The sequence below is a fragment of the Bradyrhizobium sp. RT6a genome, from assembly GCF_040547675.1.
Taxonomy (GTDB): domain Bacteria; phylum Pseudomonadota; class Alphaproteobacteria; order Rhizobiales; family Xanthobacteraceae; genus Bradyrhizobium.
The window spans coordinates 1242625-1260762 of sequence record NZ_JBEPQC010000002.1 but is presented as its reverse complement, the minus strand read 5'-3'; the positions used below and the strand labels follow the sequence as shown (position 1 = coordinate 1260762).

Sequence of the window (18138 nt, the reverse complement as noted above, 5' to 3'; positions counted from 1 at the left end):
CCGCGATCATAGCCGCAATGACGTGACGAAACCACAACATCCGCAGGGAGCACGCACGACTTCAGCGCCGCCCCCTCGATCAGAGCTGCTGCACGTCCACGACGCCAGCGACTGCCTTGATGGCGCCGGCGATCTGCGGCGAGACCTTGAAGCGGCCGGGCAGCTTCATCTCGACCTCGGTCTCGAGGTCGAGCATCATGACCAGCGAGACCTCGCCGTCGCCGTTGGAGCGCGGCGCGGTGCCCGGACTGCCGACCTTCGGCGCGGCGCCGTTCGAAGCGGCCATGTCGGGGCCGGCGAGACGCTTGGCGATCGAGTCCAGGGGCTTGGTATCGCGCACGAAGATGCGCAGGCCCTTCTGCGTCTTGGCCGCGGCCTCGTCCAGCGGTTCGGCGTGCAGCACGCGCGCGCGGACATCCTCGCCCTGGAGCTCGGCGCCGAGCTGGAGCAGCACCGCGGCGCCCGGCTCCAGCACGTCGCGATATTGTGCGAGGCCTTCGGAGAACAGCACCGCCTCGAAGTGACCCGTGGGATCAGAGAGCCCCATGATGCCCATCTTGTTGCCGGTCTTGGTGCGCCGCTCCATCCGCGACACCACGGTGGCAGCGACCTTGCCGGCGGTGGCGCCGGTCTTCACCGCGCGCGAGAACTCGGCCCAGGACTGCACGCGCAGCCGCTTCAGCACGGTGGCGTAATCGTCGAGCGGATGTCCCGACAGGAAGAAGCCGATCGCGTCATATTCGCGGCGCAGCCGCTCGGCCGGCAACCAGGGCTCGATCTGCGGCAGCATGATGGTCGGCGCGTCGGCCGAGCTGCCGAACATGTCGTTCTGGCCGATGGTCGCAGCTTCGTTCGCCCGCTGGCATGCCGCGAGAATCGAATCTGCGCCGGCGAAGACCCGCGCCCTGTTCGGCTCCAGGGTGTCGAAGGCGCCCGCGGCGGCCAGGCTTTCGATGATGCGCTTGTTGATCGCGCGCGGCGACACCCGCGCGGCGAAGTCGGCGAGCGAGGTGAACAAGCCGTTTTTGGTCCGCTCCGCGATGATCTGCTCGACGGCCGCGATGCCGACGCCCTTCAGCGCCGCGAGCGCGTAGTAGATGGTCTTGTCGCCGACCTCGAAAGTCGCGCCGGAACGGTTGACGTTGGGCGGCTCGACCTTGATGCCGAGGCGCTGCGCCTCGGCGCGGAATTCGGACAGCTTGTCGGTATTGTTGAGATCGAGCGTCATCGACGCCGCGATGAACTCCACCGGGTAATGCGCCTTCATGTAGGCGGTGTGGTAGGACACCAGCGCATAGGCCGCCGCGTGGCTCTTGTTGAAGCCGTAGTCGGCGAATTTCGCCAGCAGCTCGAAAATGGTGTCGGCCTGCCCCTTCGGCACGCCGTTTTTCACTGCGCCTGCCACGAATATCTCGCGCTGCTTCTCCATCTCGGCGCGGATCTTCTTGCCCATTGCGCGGCGCAGCAGGTCGGCGTCGCCGAGCGAATAGCCCGACATCACCTGCGCGATCTGCATCACCTGTTCCTGGTAGATGATGACGCCGAAGGTCTCCTTGAGAATCGGCTCCAGCACGGGGTGGAGATATTCTGGCTCCTCGTCGCCGTGCTTGCGCGCGCAATAGGTCGGGATGTTCGCCATCGGGCCCGGTCGATAGAGCGCGACCAGCGCGATGATGTCCTCGAAACGGTCGGGGCGCATGTCGACCAGCGCGCGCCGCATGCCCTGGCTTTCAACCTGGAACACGCCGACCACCTCGCCGCGCGCCAGCATCTGGTAGCTTTCGGCATCGTCGATCGGCAGCGTGGCGAGATCGACATGGATGTCGCGCGGCTTGAGCAGTTTGCACGCGACGTCGAGCACGGTCAGCGTCTTCAGGCCGAGGAAGTCGAACTTCACCAGGCCCGCCGGCTCGACCCATTTCATGTTGAACTGGGTCACCGGCATGTCGGACTTCGGATCGCGATACATCGGCACGAGTTCGCTCAGTGGGCGATCGCCGATCACGATGCCCGCCGCGTGCGTCGAGGCGTGACGGGTCAGGCCTTCGAGGCGCTGGGCGATGTCGAAGGCGCGCGCCACCACCGGGTCCTCGTCGCGGAACGCCTGGAGCTTCGGCTCGCTCTCGATCGCGGCGGCCAGCGTCACCGGCGCGGCCGGATTCTGCGGCACGAGCTTGGTCAGCTTGTCGACCTGGCCATAGGGCATTTGCAGCACGCGGCCGACGTCGCGGAGCACGCCGCGCGCCTGCAGCGTACCGAAGGTGATGATCTGCGCCACCTGGTCGCGACCGTAGCGCTCCTGGACGTACTTGATCACCTCGCCGCGGCGGTCCTGGCAGAAGTCGATGTCGAAGTCCGGCATCGAGACGCGTTCCGGATTGAGGAAGCGCTCGAACAGCAGGCCGAACTTGATCGGGTCGAGGTCGGTGATGGTCAGCGCCCACGCAACCAGCGAGCCTGCGCCAGAGCCGCGGCCCGGCCCGACCGGGATGCCCTGCCCCTTCGCCCATTTGATGAAGTCGGAGACGATCAGGAAGTAGCCCGCGTACTTCATGCGCATGATGACGTCGAGCTCGAACGCAAGGCGCGCGCTGTAATCTTCTTCCGTCGTGCCTTGCGACAGGCCGTGCACGCGCAGGCGGTTGGCGAGCCCCTCCTCTGCCTGCCGCTTCAATTCGGCCGCCTCGACCGAGGCGGCATCGGAGCTTGCGGCAGCGCCGACCGTGAAGAACGGCAGGATCGGCTTGCGCGTCATCGGCCGGAACGAGCAGCGCTCGGCGATCTCCACCGTCGAGGCCAGCGCCTCCGGAATGTCGGCGAACAGCACCGCCATCTCGGCGCGGGTCTTGAAGCGGTGATCGGGCGTGAGCTGCTCGCGCTCGGTCTCCGCGATCAGCCGCCCGCCGGCGATGCAGAGCAGCGCGTCATGGGCTTCGTAATCGTCGGTCGCCGCGAAATACGGCTCGTTGGTCGCAACCAGCGGCAGGCCCTTGGTGTAGGCGATGTCGATCAGGTGGCTTTCGACCCGCCGCTCCTTCTCGGTGTTGTGGCGCTGCAATTCGATGTAGAGGCGGTCCCCGAACAGGCTCGCCAGACGCTCGCAGCGCGCCGCCGCGAGCTCGGTATAACCGCCGGCAAGCGCCAGCGAGATCGGTCCGTCCGGACCGCCCGTCAGCGCGATCAGGCCTTCGGTCTCGCCTTCGAGCCAGTCGAACTTGATGTGGGGAGCATGAGTGTCGGGCGTCTCCAGGAACGCGCGCGAGTTCAGCCGCATCAGGCTGCGGTAGCCGCGCTCCTGCGCGGCCAGCAGCACCACGCGCGAAGGCAGAAGCGCATTGCGCGCATTGGGATCCTGGTCGCCGAACTCGATCGCGATCTCGCAGCCGACGATCGGCTGGATACCGGAGACCGCCATCTTGTCGGAGAACTCCAGCGCACCGAACATGTTGTCGGTGTCGGTCAGCGCCAGCGCCGGCTGATGATCTTTCTTCGCAAGCTCGGCGAGCTTGGCGATCTTGATCGAGCCCTTGAGCAGCGAGTAGGCCGAGTGAACGTGAAGGTGGACAAATCCGGCGCTCGGCATGGTCGCGTGACGGCCTCTTGCAGATGAGATGGAGCGGTCACCGGCACCGGAGGCATCCTGCACTCGCCCGGCCGACTCGCCTCACAATGGTGGGGCGTCACGCTGCCAGAGTCCACGCCGGAACGGCCGATCGGCCGCGTCGTCCTGCTTTTCCCCAACCTGGGCCCGCGCCTAGAGCTGCGGGAGTACCTGGGCCCAGATCGCGATCATCCCGACAAACAGCGCGATCGACGCCAACGCGGCGGCTTCTTCGACGAAAATCCTGAACATGGCTTGCTCCATGGTGAGAACGTATGAAGAACATTGTTCTCATTTCGTTCTCGGGAGTCAAGCTATCTCGATCGTCTCCGCATAGAATGGTTAACCCGCTGAATTTGAATAGCAAAAAGCCCCGGCCGATGGCCGGGGCTTTCGCCGACCGCTCGAAGTCGAGCGATCGATAGGAGTCTTTTACTCAGTAACGGCCGAGGCTCGGGCCGCCGAACTTGTAGTTCAGGCGGACGAGGCCCATGTCGACGTCCTGACGGATGCGATCGGTCGAGGGCACCAGCGCGAACGTGACGTCCTTGTCCTGCAGGAAGATGTGGTTGTACTCGACGCCAACCGACCAATTCGGGGCGAAACCGTACTCAAGGCCGGCACCGACCGTGCCACCCCAACGGGTCTGATCGGCCGAGGACAGCAGTGCGCCGCCCAAGGTCGAGACTTCATACTTGCTGCCGGCGACAGCCGCACCGCCCTTGGCGTAAACGAGAACGTTATTCCAGGCGTAGCCGATCTGACCGGTGATCAGACCGAACGAGTCGATCTTGGAGCGGTTGCGAGTCCCGAACCCCGGGATCGCGCTGACGTTGTCGCCCGAGAAGTCGGCCCAGTTGCCCTGACCTTCGATGCCGAACACCCACTGGCCCGACTGCATGCGATAGCCGATCTGGCCACCGACCGTGCCGCCCGTCGCATCGTGCGAACCCTCGCGGCCACCGCCGACGAGATCCCAGGTCGAATGGGCGGAACCGCCGCCGCCGTTGATACCGATGTAGAAGCCGCTCCAGTCGTAGATCGCGGCAACCATCGCCGGCGCCTTGGTGTAAGGCCGCGCAGCGAGGTCAGCAGCCACCGCCGGTGCAGCCGCGCCGAGCGCGACAAGGCTCACAGCAGCAAGCAACAGATTCTTGTTCATTTGATTCCCGTTCCAGTTTCGTCGTTAGGCCCCCGGGCCGTGGCGTCGTCATACCAGCGCTCGACGGAATTGCTGTAACCTCGACGCCACAGTTCGCGCCAAAGGATCGCGCTTCATTAATGAAGATTTACCAACGCGCGCCGGAAACCCTTTGAAACAAGTGTTTTCATGAGTTCCATTGTGGACTACACGACATCTGCGGCACGCGCGCGTGACAACGTCGTGCGCACGTTCGCGTGATTGGAGAATCGAATGCGCAGACGAATTGCTCTCCCCATTGTCGCCATATTTTCGCTCGGCCTCGCCACATTTGGGATCACGCTCGGCGCAAGCGTGCCCGCGCGCGCGTTCGGGACCCACCATGCCTTCTGCCTCACCGGCGATGAATGGCCGGGGCTCAGCAATTGCACGTTCGACACTTATGCGCAGTGCCAGGCGAGTTCGTCCGGTCGCGCCCTCACCTGTATTGCGAACCCGTATTTCGCAGGCCAGAGCGACGATCCCTATGCGTATCAGAACAGGCCGCGCGCGCAGGTGCCGGGTTATTCACCCGGTTACTACATGCCGCGCTGAGATGCGCCGCGCTCGCCCGATTGCAGCGGACGAGCAATCAAGAGGCGCGGTGTTCGCGTCGTGGTTCACAAATCGGGATGCTGATATGCGGCCTGCCCTGCGTTGAGCTTGCAGCGTTGACGCCGACCGATCCGGGTTTAAGTAGCGACAGAGAAATCTTGCAGGGGTGGCGACGTTCGCTGGGCTGGTTCCCGTTGACGCCACCATTGCAGGACATATGACGACATCGAAACAAGCGACATCGCAGCAAGCGACCTCGCCCCGCGCGACCGCGGCATCCACGCCCCCTCATCTCGCCATCGTCCTGTTCTCGCTCGCGATGGGCGGCTTTGCGATCGGAACCACCGAATTCGCATCGATGAGCCTGTTGCCGTTTTTCGCCGCCGACCTCGGGGTCGACGAGCCGACCGCGGGACGCGCGATCAGCGCCTACGCGCTCGGCGTCGTGCTGGGCGCGCCGCTGATCGCCGTGCTCGGCGCACGGTTGGCGCGGCGCGCGCAGCTCTTGGTTCTGATGGCCGTGTTCGCGCTCGGCAATGCCCTCACCGCGCTGGCGCCTGGCTTTGGCTCGATGATCGCGGCGCGTTTTCTCTCGGGATTGCCGCATGGCGCCTATTTCGGCATCGCCGCGCTGGTCGCAGCCTCGCTGGTCCCTCAACATCGTCGCTCGCAGGCGATCGGCCAGGTGATGCTCGGCTTGACCGGCGCCACCATCGTCGGTGTGCCCCTGGCCAATCTGATTGGGCAGGCGATCGGCTGGCGCGCGAGCTTCGGCCTCGTGTCGGTGCTGGCGTTGCTCACGGTGCTGCTGTGCGCCTTGTTCGCGCCGCGCGACAAGGCTGGCCGGTCCGATCCACTGCGAGAGCTCGGCGCGCTGCGAAGCGGCCGCGTCTGGATCACGCTGGCGATCGGCGCCATCGGCTTCGGCGGCATGTTCGCCGTCTACACTTATCTCGCGACGACGCTGATCGAGGTGACCAAGGTCAGCCCCGCGCTCATACCGCTTTTTCTGGCCGTGTTCGGCATCGGCGCGACGCTCGGCAATCTGTTCGTGCCGCGCTTTGCCGACCGCGCGCTGATGCCGACGGCGGGAGCCATCCTGCTGTTCTCAGCGGTCGCCCTCTCAGTGTTTCCGCTCGCCGCCGGCAATCCCTGGGCGCTGGCGGCAGACGTCTTCGCCATCGGCGCCGGCGTCTCGCTCGGAGCCATCCTCCAGACGCGGCTGATGGACGTCGCCGGCGACGCGCAGGCGCTCGCCGCCGCACTCAACCATTCGGCGTTCAACACCGCCAATGCGCTCGGCCCGTTCCTCGGCGGCATCGCCATTCGCGAGGGGCTGGGCTGGACCTCCACGGGACCCGTCGGCGCCGCGCTGGCGGTTCTGGGTTTCCTGATCTGGATTGTCGCCTATCGTGACGCCGGATCTGCCCCGGTCGATATCAGCTCAGGAAGCAACACAGCCTCACCGAAGAATCCTCCGGCGAGACGTGCACCGCCGCTGGCGCCGGATGATCGAAGCCGTTCGGATGCTGCCCGAGATCCGGTAGCTTGAGGACGCCTTCTTAACCAGCCATCGTCACGATCAACGGTCCGCTTCGCGTGGCGATCACGGTGTGCTCGTATTGAACGGTCGGCGCCTCGGGGCTGCTGTAGAGCGTCCATGGATCATCGCCATCCTGTGCCCATTCGGCGCCCAGGGACAGGAACGGCTCCACGGTGAACACCAGGCCTTCGCTCATGACGCGGCGTTCGGAGCGGTCGGGCCATGTTGCGATCTCCGTCGGCTCCTCGTGGAGCGACAGGCCGACGCCGTGACTGGCAAGGTTCCTGACCAGGCTGTAACCGTTCTTCCGCGCAAAGGTCCCGATGGCCTGACCGATTCCGGCGATCGGCTTGCCGGCTCCAACCTGCTGCAGGCCCGTCCACATCGCGCGCCGGCCATCCCTGCAAAGACGTTCAACCGCGCGGGTTGCGGGTGGAACGGCGAACGATGCTCCCGTATCCGCAAAGAAGCCGTGCTTCTCGGCTGATACGTCGATGTTCACGAGATCCCCGCGCGCGATCCGCCGATCGCCGGGAATGCCATGAGCGATCTCCTCGTTCACGCTTATGCAGGTCGCCCCGGGAAAGTCGTAGGCCAGCTCCGGAGCCGAACGTGCGCCGGCAGCCTCCAGCAATGTTCGCCCGATCTGGTCGAGGTCGGAGGTGGTCATGCCCGGCTCGAGCGCCTTCCCCATTGCCTCCAGGATATTGGCGACGATGCGCCCGATCTCTTTCAGGCGCGCGAGGTCGTTGTCATCCGAGATTGTCATGTCATGCTCTTCCGAAAGCCGGGACATAGCCCTTGTGAAGGCGGCTTGCAAACGGAAGAGATCGTTTCCAAAACGCGTTCAGATATCGTCGAGCAAGCTGCGGACTTTGGCAGCCAGGTCGTCGATGGCGAAGGGCTTGGGAAGCAGATGCTTGCCGGCATCGAGCACGCCATTGTGAACGATTGCATTACGCGTGTAGCCGGTGGTGAACAGCACCTTCAGCTCCGGGTATCGTTTCGACAGCTCGGCCGCAAGCTCGGCGCCCGTCATGTCGGGCATGACGACATCCGTGAACAGCAGATCTGGAACGAAGCCGTTTTCGATCGTCCTGATCGCCTCCTTGGCGCTGGCTGCCTCGATGACGGTGTAGCCAAGTTCGCGCAGGCTCTCGGAAGACATGCTGCGGACGCGCTCGTCGTCTTCCACGACGAGAATGGTTTCGTTCTGATGGCTTGCACCGGCAGGTATCTCTTCCTGCGACGGATCTGAGCCCGCCTCCTCGCCGGCGAAGCGTGGCAGGTAGATCTTCACGGTCGTGCCAACATCGACTTCCGAGTCAATTTTGACATGGCCGCCCGACTGCCGCACGAAACCATAGACCTGACTGAGGCCGAGGCCGGTGCCCTTGCCCACGACCTTGGTGGTGAAAAACGGATCGAACACCTTGCCGAGCACATCGGCCGGAATTCCCGTGCCGTTGTCCGTCACGGCCACGAGAACGTACTGCCCGGGTGCGAGTGCGTACTCGCGAGCATACATTCGATCGATCGAGGCGTTGCTGGTTTCTATCGTCAGCCTGCCGCCCTTTGGCATGGCATCGCGCGCATTGACCGCGAGATTGATCATCGCGCTCTCGAGCTGGGCCGGGTCTGCCTTGACCCGCCAGAGGCCAGCCGCCAGCACCGTCTCAAGGCGGATCAGCTCGCCAAGCGATCGCTCGAGCAGCTCGCTCATCCCGCCGACCATCTTGTTGATGTCGACGACCTCAGGCGCGAGAGGCTGCTGGCGCGAGAACGCGAGCAGCCTTTGCGTCAACGTGGCTGCGCGATTTGCACCGTCGATGGCGCCCTCGATGAAGCGGTCTATGCTGACCTCTCCTCTGCCGAGCCGCCGCTTGGCAAGATTCAGGCTGCCGAGAATCACGGCCAGCATATTGTTGAAGTCGTGGGCAATACCTCCGGTCAATTGCCCAACGGCTTCCATCTTCTGGGATTGCCGCAATTGCTCTTCGGCTTTCATGCGCTCGGCGATTTCGTCGGCAACACGTTGTTCCAATCCGGCATTGAGCGCCTCGAGCCGGGTCAAGAGCTGGGCGTTGTCGATAGCGGTGGCGGCATGGCCCGCAATACCAAGCAAGGCGGCCTCATGCTCCGCCTGGAATTTAGCCGTCTCGGCGTGACCGAAGAAAAGTCCGCCGAGGACTTCGCCGGTTCGCGAGATCACGGGGACCGCCAGGTAGGATCGGACCGGAAGATGGCCCTCGGGCATGCCTTTCCGCGGCGCGTTCTTGCCATAGCGGGGGTCCTGCAGGATGTCGTCGGACCTCACCACGCCAGAGCCCTCGAAGGTCGGGCCAAAGACGGCGGTGTTGCGGGGCATCGGAAAGTTTTCAAACGCGGATCGCGGCGCACCCGACAGCGAATACAGCATGTAGCTGCCGCCATCCGGCGCCAGAACGTTGTAGAAAAATGCGCCGAATTGAGCACCGGTGAGTCCGACGCCAGCATCCGTGACGATCTGGACGATCTTGTCGAGGTCGCGCTCGCGAGAGACCGAAGCCCCGGTATCATTCAGTATTCTGAGATGACGCTCGGTTTTCTTTTGCGCGGTGATATCAAGTACCGTTCCGATGAACCGAACAGCCTGACCGTTGGCGAAAATGGCTTGACCGGTCGCGGCGATCCAGCGTTCGACCCCATCCTCGATGCCAATGGTTCGGTATTCCATATTGTAGTGTGCTGGCGCGTGCGGCGTCAGCGCTGCGGACACCGCCTCGTGGGCGCGCTGCCTGTCCTCGGGATGAAGGCCCTTCAGGAACGTCCCTTCATAGCTGGCTTCGGCGTCCGGCGGTAAACCGAACACCTCCTTGCAGCGGCTGTCCCATCGAAGAACGTTGTTGACCGGGTCGTAGTCCCAGGTGCCGATACCAGCCGCGTTGTTCGCAAGCGTCAGTCGTTCGGCGGCTTCCCGCGCTGCCTGTTCCGATCGGACGCGCTCGATGTGGGCCCACGATCGCTCGGTCACCTCGGTGAGCAAGGCGAGTTCGCGCGGCGTCCACTGGTGCGGGCCCCGGTGATGAATGGCCATCAAGGCGGTAAGTCGTCCTTCTTTCACCAAGGGCATGCAGATCGTCGAACCGATCCCGATGTTCTGGAAAGTGGCGGCCTCCTCAGGCGCAAGCTCCTTCAAATTGTCATTGATGATGAGGGGCCTGCCGGCGCCGAGCTCTCGCACCGCCTTCTTGCCGAAGTCAGCCAGGCTGTAGCGACCGATGATATGCATTGCGCCCGGCGCCGCCCAATCTCCGCGTATGGTGAAGCCGTCCTGGTCCGCATCCATGTCGGCATAGGCGCAGTTCGAGACGCCGAGATGCTGGCCGACCATTTTGGTCGTGACCGCCATCACGCCGTCGGCATCGCGAGTCCTGGCCGTCTCCTTGTTGAGCGCGTCCAGGAAAAGAAGCCGGGCTTCGTTCTCCCGAACAGCCGTCTCCGCGCGGCGGCGCTCGACGGCCGTGCGCGTCCGCTCGGCAACATCGCGAATAAGCTCCAGCTCTTCGGAGCTCCATTCGCGCGGCCTGGCATCGTTCAGATACAGCAGCGCCACGACCCCGTCGGGCTCCGAGATCGGCATGTTGACGAGCGCGCGCGCAGAGATCGCCTCGAGGGCCTCGGCACGATCGCCGACGCGAGGGTCTTTTTCCGCATCGGCACAGATGACGGTCTCGCCGCGCTTGAGGTCTTCGATGTAGCTGCCATAGTCGCGGAAGCGCAGCACGCCTGCGAGGCTCAGGATGCCCGGTGCGTTCCAGTCGCGGACAATGGTGATGGTCTCGGCTGAGGTATCGACCGTGCCGTAGCCTGCCCTGCTGACGTTTAGGCTGCGGCCAAGCAGCTCCGCCGCAGCATAGGCGAGATCGTCGGGATTGTTGATCTCTCGGATGTAGTCGCCGAGCGTGGCTAAGACGGAATTGCGATCGGCCGAGCGGACCCCGGTCGCTGTCGTCATTGGTCTTCCCCTGCCACTTCCCTAACTCCACGATGAGCTAGCTGTTTGATCGTCCCGCTACTGTTCGCTTCGACCCCAGGTAGCCCGCCTGAACTTCGAAGTGATGCAGACGGGTCGCGCAAATTATCTGCGCGATAACCGCATGATCGCATTTAGGTTCCCGTCGGTACCGTCCCTTGGGAGACTGCCGTTCTGGCCAGCTCCATCGGGCCCCCTGATTGCCAATCCAGACGTCGCGGACAGACCCGTGCGGACGCGCGACCGCAAGTTGTGGCAGCGCGGATCGTCGTGTAGCATCAATGTCTGCTTTTCACCCCGCGTGGTCCCCGTCGTTTCATGCTCGCCCGGCGTCATGCGCGTCGGTGACGCCGACTCCGAATAACCCTGGCCGGCCATTCAGCGGCCGAACGCCAGCGCAACGCCTCCGGCCGCACCGGCGCCATAAACCAACGTGGCAAAGCCCGAACACCGCGCCGAAGGGCTCAGCTCTGCCAGGGCGTGTTGCGGATGCGAGTGCACGCGTTCGGCTTGCGAAATGTGGGATCGTGATCTTCGATGTAATCGAAATTGACCGTGCCAAACGTGGTCTGCGGCTTCTTCAAGGCTGAGCAGGTTTGTATCTGAAGGAAGTCATTCTTGAAATCACCGCGCGGAAATGCGGTGGTCACCTGGTTGCGCTGCTCTGGCGTGTACTCATCATAGCCAATCCCCACGACGTCGACCAAAACGCCCGCATTCGTGAGAGCGATTTCCGGCCGCATGTATTGTGGAATTCCAGGCGTCGTATGTAACGCGATCGCCTCCCAAACCAGATCGGCTTTTGGCTCGTCAATGCCGTGCCCCCTCAGAAATGCGCGGGCGGCATCGGCGCCATCAACTTCAAATCGCTTGGTCTGCGTGTGGTAATGGTCGACGAGCCCGAGATCGTGGAACAGCGCCGCGATGTAGAGCAGCTCGGGATCGAATTTTAGATTTTGCCGATGTCCCTTGATCGCGCCGAACACAAAGACGCGGACCGAGTGATTGAACAACATGTCGTTTTCGTACTGGCGCACCAGCTCGGCGGCCTCTCGTGCGATCTTGCTGTCGGGAATCTTCACGCCGGAAATTGCAAAGGTCATTTCAAGCTCCTGCCTTGCATCTCTGAGATCTCAGGACATCCTTCGCAGTCGAAGGCATGTGTTTACCCTCTTGCCGTCTGGCACCGCGGTCAGGCTGCCATCTCCTCCTTCGCGGCCTGTGGCGTATTTCGGAAGCTGATTGCCATGCGATTGTACGCGTTCATCAGGCCGATCGCGATGGTGAGATCGACGAGCTCGCGCTCCTCGAAGACGGCGCGGGCAGCCTCGTAAGCTTGATCCGGGATGCCGGTTTCAGCCACACGGGTCACCGTTTCAGCCCATGCGAGGGCGGCACGCTCCCGCTCGTCGAAGAGATGACCGCCTTCCGCCCAAGCCTGCACCAGCGCGATCTTTTCGATCTTCTGTCCGCTCTTCAGCAGATCGCGCGTGTGCATGTCGAGGCAGTAGGCGCAATTGTTGATCTGCGAAATGCGCAGATAGACCAGAGTGACAAGCGTTGCAGGAAGATTGCTCTGCATGACATAGCCGTAGACGCCGCCGAGCGCTTTCATCCCTGCGGGTGCGATGCGGTCGTAATCGAGACGCTTAGCCATTTTCATACTCCATGATCGATTCTGTTCGGCGGCTGTCGCCGCGTACTTTCCTTGTCGATAAATGTCCCCGCGCTGGTCTACAAAAAAGCACCAGGAATGGACAAACATCGTGTACTACGGAGGCATGGTCAAACCGCTGCGGCTGGAGCTCGATCGATCTGCGAAGACGCCATTGGCGGAACAAATCCGCAGAGGTATCGGAGCTGCCATCGAGAGCGGCGTGCTCGCGCCGGGAGCTCGTCTGCCCTCCTGGCAGGATTTGGCGGCTCAGCTGGGTGTCGCGCGCGGCACCGTGCGTTCGGCTTACGAAAAGCTCTCATCCGCGCAACTGATCGTCGCGTCGCGCGCGACCGGAACGCATGTTGCTGATCGACCCGCCTTTACTCCTCGGCAGGAAGCAGCTCCCCACCCCGGTTCGTTCATGGAAATGTACCAGGAGCTCACTGCGGGACCGGCCGTTTTCCAGATGGGTGTGCCCGCTCACGAGACCTTTCCTGCCAAGCTGTTCTCGAGGATGCGCACGCGGGCGGTGCGCGCGGAGACGAGCGCGCCGGCCATCTACAGGGATCCCCGCGGCGAGCTGGAGTTGAGGCGCGACATCGCTGCGTATCTCGCGCTGGCGAGAGGTATCGAGTGTGCACCGTCGCAGATCATCATCACGGCCGGCTTCAGCAGCGGGCTCGGACTGGCACTCCGGGTTCTCTGTCTCGAGCAGAGAAAGGTCTGGATGGAGGACCCGGGCTTCCCCTTCACAAGGCACGGCCTTGAGCTTGCAAGGTTGTTGATCACGCCGATCCCGGTCGACGCGGACGGCATTGACGTCGATTACGGCCTGAAACACGCTCCCGATGCTGCATTGGTCGTCGTGACCCCGGGACAGCAGGCACCGCTTGGCTCCACATTGTCGCTGGCAAGACGTTCGCGTCTTCTCGACTGGGCCGCCCAGGAACGGGTCTGGGTGATTGAGGACGACTATCTGAGCGAGCTTCAGCTGAGGGGTCGGGCCACACCGGCGCTCGCCTCTCTCGATCGTTTCGGGCGCGTCATTCACATCGGATCTTTCAGCAAGACCCTGACTCCTGCCTTGCGGCTGGGCTTCGTCGTTGCACCCGCCTCACTGGCTTCCCGTTTTGCCGAGGTTGCGGCATGCCTCGCTCCGGCGCCCGGGCCGTCCGTACAGATCGCAACCGCCGAATTCATCCGCGACGGCCACTATCTACGGCATCTTCGACGCACGAAGCGGGCCTATGCCGCGCAAGGCGATGCGCTGCTGAAATATTTGAAGGCACGCGCCAAGGACGTGGCGATCGCCGGATTGGCCGCGGTCCTGAGACTGCCGGACGGAACCTCCGACCTTGCGATCGCGAGGGAAGCGGCGTCGTTTGGATTGGCGCCCACGCCCCTGTCGCTATGGCATGCGTCCCCGGCTTCGGCGCGATCCGGCCTGTTGCTGGGCGTCGCCACATCTCCCCACAAGAGGATCGAGGCATCCTGCGACCGGCTCCTTCAGATCGTCGACCGTCATACGTGACGAGCACGCCCTATGCTTTCGCAATCTAAACCGGCGTGTAGATCACGAGCTTCAGCGCCGGATCGTCATTGGCCTGAAAGCTCGTGTGCTCGAACCGGAGCACGCCCTTGGTCGGATGATTCATGATCTTGAGGCCCGCGGCGGTGCCGCGGATCTCGTGTGCTTCCCACAATTTCACGAATTCCGGGCTGCCCTGGCGCAGCCGCGCCAGCAGTTCCGCGAAAGCGGGATCGCCGGCCCAAACGTCGTGAGTGGCGCGAAACATCGCGACCATGCTCTTGGCAACGTCGGCCCAGCCGGCACCGTAGAATTTTCGCGTCTGCTTGTTCGTCATCACCAGCAGCAGCGTGTTGCGGTCCTGCTCGGGCAATTGTCCAAACCCGAAGATCTCCTCGGCCGCCGCGTTCCAGGCCAGCACGTCCCAGCGCCGCCCCGTGATGTAAGCCGGCTGCGCCAGGCTCTCGATCATCCGCCGAACAGGCGGCGGCACGATCTCGCGCGTGAACGCGCGCCTGTCGCCGTCGCGGGCCAATGCCTTAAGGTGCGCATGCTCGGTCTTGCTAAGGCGCAACGCGCGCGCCAGCGCATCGACAGTCGTGACTGAAGGGCTGACGGTGCGGCCCTGCTCGAGCCGGATGTACCAGTCGACGCCGATGCCGGCGAGCTGCGCGACCTCCTCTCGGCGCAGGCCCGCGGTGCGGCGCCGCCGGCCGGCGGGAAGCCCGACTGTCTTCGGCGACAGCTTTTCGCGGCGCGACCTGAGGAAGTCGCCGAATTCGATGCGGCGTGGGTCGGCCATGGTGACATGCCTCGATGGAGGGCCCGGGGAATACTAGGATAATACCAGGCCTTCCTCGGCCTGGAAAGGCGGCGCATATGACGTGTCACCCGAACATGAGGTGACCACCATGAAAGCCGCCGTACTCAAATCCCTGGGATCTCCGCTCGTCATCGAGAATGCACCCGAACCGGTGCTCGGGACCGGCGAGGTCATCGTGGACGTCGTCGCCACGCGCGTGCTGTCCTACATGAACGAGGTTTTCAGCGGGGCGCGCAACTATGCGCTCGACCTGCCGATCATCCCGGGGCCTGGCGGCATCGGCAGGGTCCGCGCCATCGGCCCCGACGCGACGAAGCTCAGCGTTGGCGACTGGGTGTTCTGCGACCCGACGGTGCGCTCGCGCGACGACGCCACAGCGCCCGACATTGCCCTGCAAGGACTCACTGCCCCCGGTGCCGGCGCCATGCGCCTGCAACAGCATTTTCGCCACGGCTCGTTTGCCGAGCAGATGAGGGTGCCGACGGAGAACGTCAAACGGCTCGGCACGATCACGCCGGAGGACGCCACGCGATGGTGTGCGCTTGGGACGCTGCTGGTGCCCTATGGCGGCTTCCTTGCCGCCAACCTTCAGCCCGGCGAGACCGTTCTGGTGAGCGGGGCCACAGGCAATTTCGGCAGCGCGGCCGTCTCGGTCGCGCTCGCGATGGGCGCGGCCTGCGTGGTCGCGCCCGGCCGCAACGAGACCATTCTCGCCGACCTCGTCCGCCGCTTCGGCGATCGCGTCAAGCCGGTCAAACTCACCGGCAACGTAGACGACGACCGCGAGCGCATGAAGCGCGCGGCGCCCGTGCCGATCGACTGCGTGCTCGACATCATGCCGCCCTCCGTGAGCACGAATGTGGTGCGCGCGGCGATCATGACGGTGCGCGCATACGGCCGCGTCGTGCTCATGGGTGGTGTCGGCATGGCGGGCGGCGCGGGCCTCGAGCTGCCCTACCCCTGGATCATGCGCAATTGCATCAGCATCCACGGCGTCTGGATGTATCCGCCGGATGCGGCAGGCCGCCTGATCGCGCTGGTGCGCGCGGGACTGCTCAGGTTGGAGGAGTACGAGGCCACCGCTTTCGATCTCGACCATGCCAACGAGGCGGTGGACCATGCCGCCGCCAATGGCGGACCGTTCAAATTGACGGTGATCCGGCCTTGAGCACCCCGGGGAACGCCATTTCTTTCGTCAGTCCGACCAAGCACTTGGCTACTGTGCATGGGGTTGTTTTCGCGTCTTTTATTCCAGCTCGACCACCTGGCCGTTCGACAGCGACACGCGACGGTCCATGCGGCCGGCGAGCTCCATGTTGTGGGTCGCGATCAGCATGGAGACCTTGGTCGCCTTGACCAGCTGCATCAGGGCCTGGAAGACGTGGTCCGCGGTGTGCGGATCGAGATTGCCGGTCGGCTCGTCCGCAAACAGCACCCGCGGAGCATTGGCCACAGCGCGCGCGATCGCAACGCGCTGCTGCTCGCCGCCGGACAGCTCGGACGGACGGTGCGTGATACGCTCGCCGAGGCCGAGATAGCCGAGGATCTCCTTGGCGCGCTTGACGCTCTCGGACTTCTTGAGGCCGCGGATCATCTGCGGCATCATGACGTTCTCCAGCGCCGAGAACTCCGGCAGCAGCCGGTGCGACTGGTAGACGAAGCCGATATCGGTACGGCGAAGCTGGGTGCGCTCGATGTCGGGCAGTTGCGAGGTCGGCGCGCCATTGACGTAGACCTCGCCGGAATCGGGCGCTTCCAACAGACCAGCAATGTGCAGCAGCGTCGACTTGCCCGAACCTGACGGCGCCACCAGCGCGACGGACTGGCCCGCCCACAGCGCGAGCTTGGCGCCGTCGAGGATCGTCAGCGGCATCTCGCCCTGTAAGTACTGCCGCTTTATCTCGTGGAGATAAATGACCGGTACATCTTCCGCCCCCTGCTGCTCCATCAGCCCCTCACTCGTACCGCAGCGCTTCGACGGGATCGAGGCGCGCGGCGCGCCAGGACGGATACAGCGTCGCTAGGAACGACAGCGTCAGCGCCATGATGACGACGGCCGAGGTCTCGCCGATGTCGATCTCGGCGGGCAGCTTCGAGAGGAAATAGAGCTCTGGCGAAAACAGCTCGGTGCTGGTCAGCCAGGACAGGAATTGCCGGATCGACTCGATGTTGAGGCAGATCACCAGCCCGACGATGAATCCGACCATCGTACCGACCACGCCGATCGAGGCGCCCGTGATCAGGAAGATGCGCATGATCGAGCCTTGCGAGGCCCCCATCGTGCGCAGGATCGCGATGTCGCTGCCCTTGTCCTTCACCAGCATGATGAGGCCGGAGACGATGTTGAGCGCCGCGACCAGCACGATCATGGTGAGGATCAGGAACATCACGTTGCGCTCGACCTGGAGCGCGTTGAAAAAGGTCGAGTTGCGCTGGCGCCAGTCTACCAGGAACACCGGCCGGCCCGCCGCCTCCGTCACGGCCTGACGAAACGCGACGATCTGATCCGGATTGGTGGTGAAGACCTCGATCGAGGTGACGTCGTTGCTGCGGTTGAAATAGGCCTGCGCTTCCGCGAGCGGCATGAACACGAAGCCGAGATCATACTCGGACATGCCGATCTCGAACACCGCGGCGATCTTGTACGGCTTGATGCGCGGTGTCGTGCCCATCGGGGTGACCGCACCCTTCGGCGCCACCAGCGTGATGCTGTCGCCGGCGTGCAGCGACAGCTGGTCGGCGAGGCGCCGGCCGATCGCGACCCCCTGCCCGTCATCAAAGCCCTCAAGCGAGCCCTGCTTGATGTTCTTGGCAATCGAGGTGAGATTGTTGAGGTCGTCGGAGCGGATGCCGCGCACCAAGACGCCGGAGGCGTTCCACGGCGATGACGCCAGCGCCTGGCCGTCCACCACGGGCGCTGCGAGCCGGATGCCCTGGACCTGGCTGAGGCGGTCGGCGACGTCCTTCCAGTCGGTCAGCGGCGATTCCAGCGGCTGGACCAGGATGTGGCCGTTGAGCCCGAGGATCTTGTCGAGCAGCTCCTTGCGGAAGCCGTTCATGACGGCCATGACGATGATCAGCGTCGCCACGCCCAGCATGATACCGAGGAAGGAGAACCCGGCGATGACCGAGATGAATCCCTCCTTGCGGCGCGCCCGTAAGTAGCGCGCCGACAGCATCCACTCGAATGGCGCAAAAGGCGCGGTTTGAACGGTTTCGGTCATGGTCTCATCCAT

General features: G+C 64.0%; 13 protein-coding genes. 4 read left to right on the top strand and 9 right to left on the bottom strand.

What is annotated here, in order from left to right; all coding sequences use genetic code 11:
• Positions 1-79: 79 nt before the first annotated feature.
• Together dnaE and ABIC03_RS15955 are read right to left on the bottom strand one after the other, a co-directional pair.
• A complete protein-coding gene (gene dnaE, locus ABIC03_RS15960; protein WP_354059025.1) occupies positions 80-3583 on the bottom strand; it encodes a DNA polymerase III subunit alpha in 3504 nt (1167 codons plus the stop codon).
• 454 nt (positions 3584-4037) lie between these two features.
• On the bottom strand, positions 4038-4763 hold the full coding sequence (locus ABIC03_RS15955) for an outer membrane protein (protein WP_354059023.1): 726 nt from the start codon (positions 4761-4763) through the stop codon (positions 4038-4040).
• Positions 4764-5015: 252 nt separating this feature from the next.
• Between ABIC03_RS15955 and ABIC03_RS15950 the strand changes: the two genes are divergently transcribed.
• Positions 5016-5336, top strand: coding sequence for a DUF3551 domain-containing protein (locus tag ABIC03_RS15950; protein WP_354059021.1), 321 nt, complete (start codon positions 5016-5018; stop codon positions 5334-5336).
• 217 nt (positions 5337-5553) lie between these two features.
• Positions 5554-6888, top strand: coding sequence for an MFS transporter (locus ABIC03_RS15945; RefSeq protein ID WP_354059019.1), 1335 nt, complete (start codon positions 5554-5556; stop codon positions 6886-6888).
• A gap of 10 nt (positions 6889-6898) precedes the next feature.
• On the opposite strand, the gene map is transcribed toward ABIC03_RS15945, so the two are convergent.
• From map to ABIC03_RS15925, 4 genes are all read right to left on the bottom strand, one after another.
• A complete protein-coding gene (map, locus tag ABIC03_RS15940) occupies positions 6899-7648 on the bottom strand; it encodes a type I methionyl aminopeptidase (RefSeq protein ID WP_354059017.1) in 750 nt (249 codons plus the stop codon).
• 78 nt (positions 7649-7726) lie between these two features.
• A complete protein-coding gene (locus ABIC03_RS15935) occupies positions 7727-10876 on the bottom strand; it encodes a GAF domain-containing protein (RefSeq protein WP_354059014.1) in 3150 nt (1049 codons plus the stop codon).
• A 482-nt stretch (positions 10877-11358) separates the two neighbouring features.
• Entirely contained in the window at positions 11359-11997 is a 639-nt protein-coding gene (locus ABIC03_RS15930; protein ID WP_354059012.1) for an HD domain-containing protein, read from the bottom strand.
• A gap of 89 nt (positions 11998-12086) precedes the next feature.
• Positions 12087-12551, bottom strand: a complete 465-nt coding sequence (locus ABIC03_RS15925) for a carboxymuconolactone decarboxylase family protein (RefSeq protein ID WP_354059670.1) — start codon at positions 12549-12551, stop codon at positions 12087-12089.
• Positions 12552-12675: 124 nt separating this feature from the next.
• Here ABIC03_RS15925 and pdxR point away from each other — a divergent pair, with 124 nt between their 5' ends.
• Positions 12676-14082 carry a MocR-like pyridoxine biosynthesis transcription factor PdxR gene (gene pdxR, locus ABIC03_RS15920; RefSeq protein WP_354059010.1) on the top strand — a complete coding sequence of 469 codons (1407 nt, stop codon included), beginning with the start codon at positions 12676-12678 and terminating at the stop codon, positions 14080-14082.
• A 25-nt stretch (positions 14083-14107) separates the two neighbouring features.
• On the opposite strand, the gene ABIC03_RS15915 is transcribed toward pdxR, so the two are convergent.
• Entirely contained in the window at positions 14108-14881 is a 774-nt protein-coding gene (locus tag ABIC03_RS15915; protein ID WP_354059008.1) for a helix-turn-helix transcriptional regulator, read from the bottom strand.
• Positions 14882-14990: 109 nt separating this feature from the next.
• Between ABIC03_RS15915 and ABIC03_RS15910 the strand changes: the two genes are divergently transcribed.
• The gene (locus ABIC03_RS15910) at positions 14991-16070 is read left to right on the top strand and encodes an alcohol dehydrogenase catalytic domain-containing protein (RefSeq protein ID WP_354059006.1); all 1080 of its coding nucleotides are present in this window, start codon (positions 14991-14993) and stop codon (positions 16068-16070) included.
• Between the two features lie 78 nt (positions 16071-16148).
• Here ABIC03_RS15910 and ABIC03_RS15905 read toward each other — a convergent pair whose 3' ends face one another.
• Positions 16149-16850 (bottom strand): ABC transporter ATP-binding protein, encoded by a 702-nt coding sequence (locus ABIC03_RS15905; RefSeq protein WP_354059004.1) that lies wholly within the window; start codon positions 16848-16850, stop codon positions 16149-16151.
• A gap of 7 nt (positions 16851-16857) precedes the next feature.
• Positions 16858-18138 carry a lipoprotein-releasing ABC transporter permease subunit gene (locus tag ABIC03_RS15900; RefSeq protein WP_007603606.1) on the bottom strand — a complete coding sequence of 427 codons (1281 nt, stop codon included), beginning with the start codon at positions 18136-18138 and terminating at the stop codon, positions 16858-16860.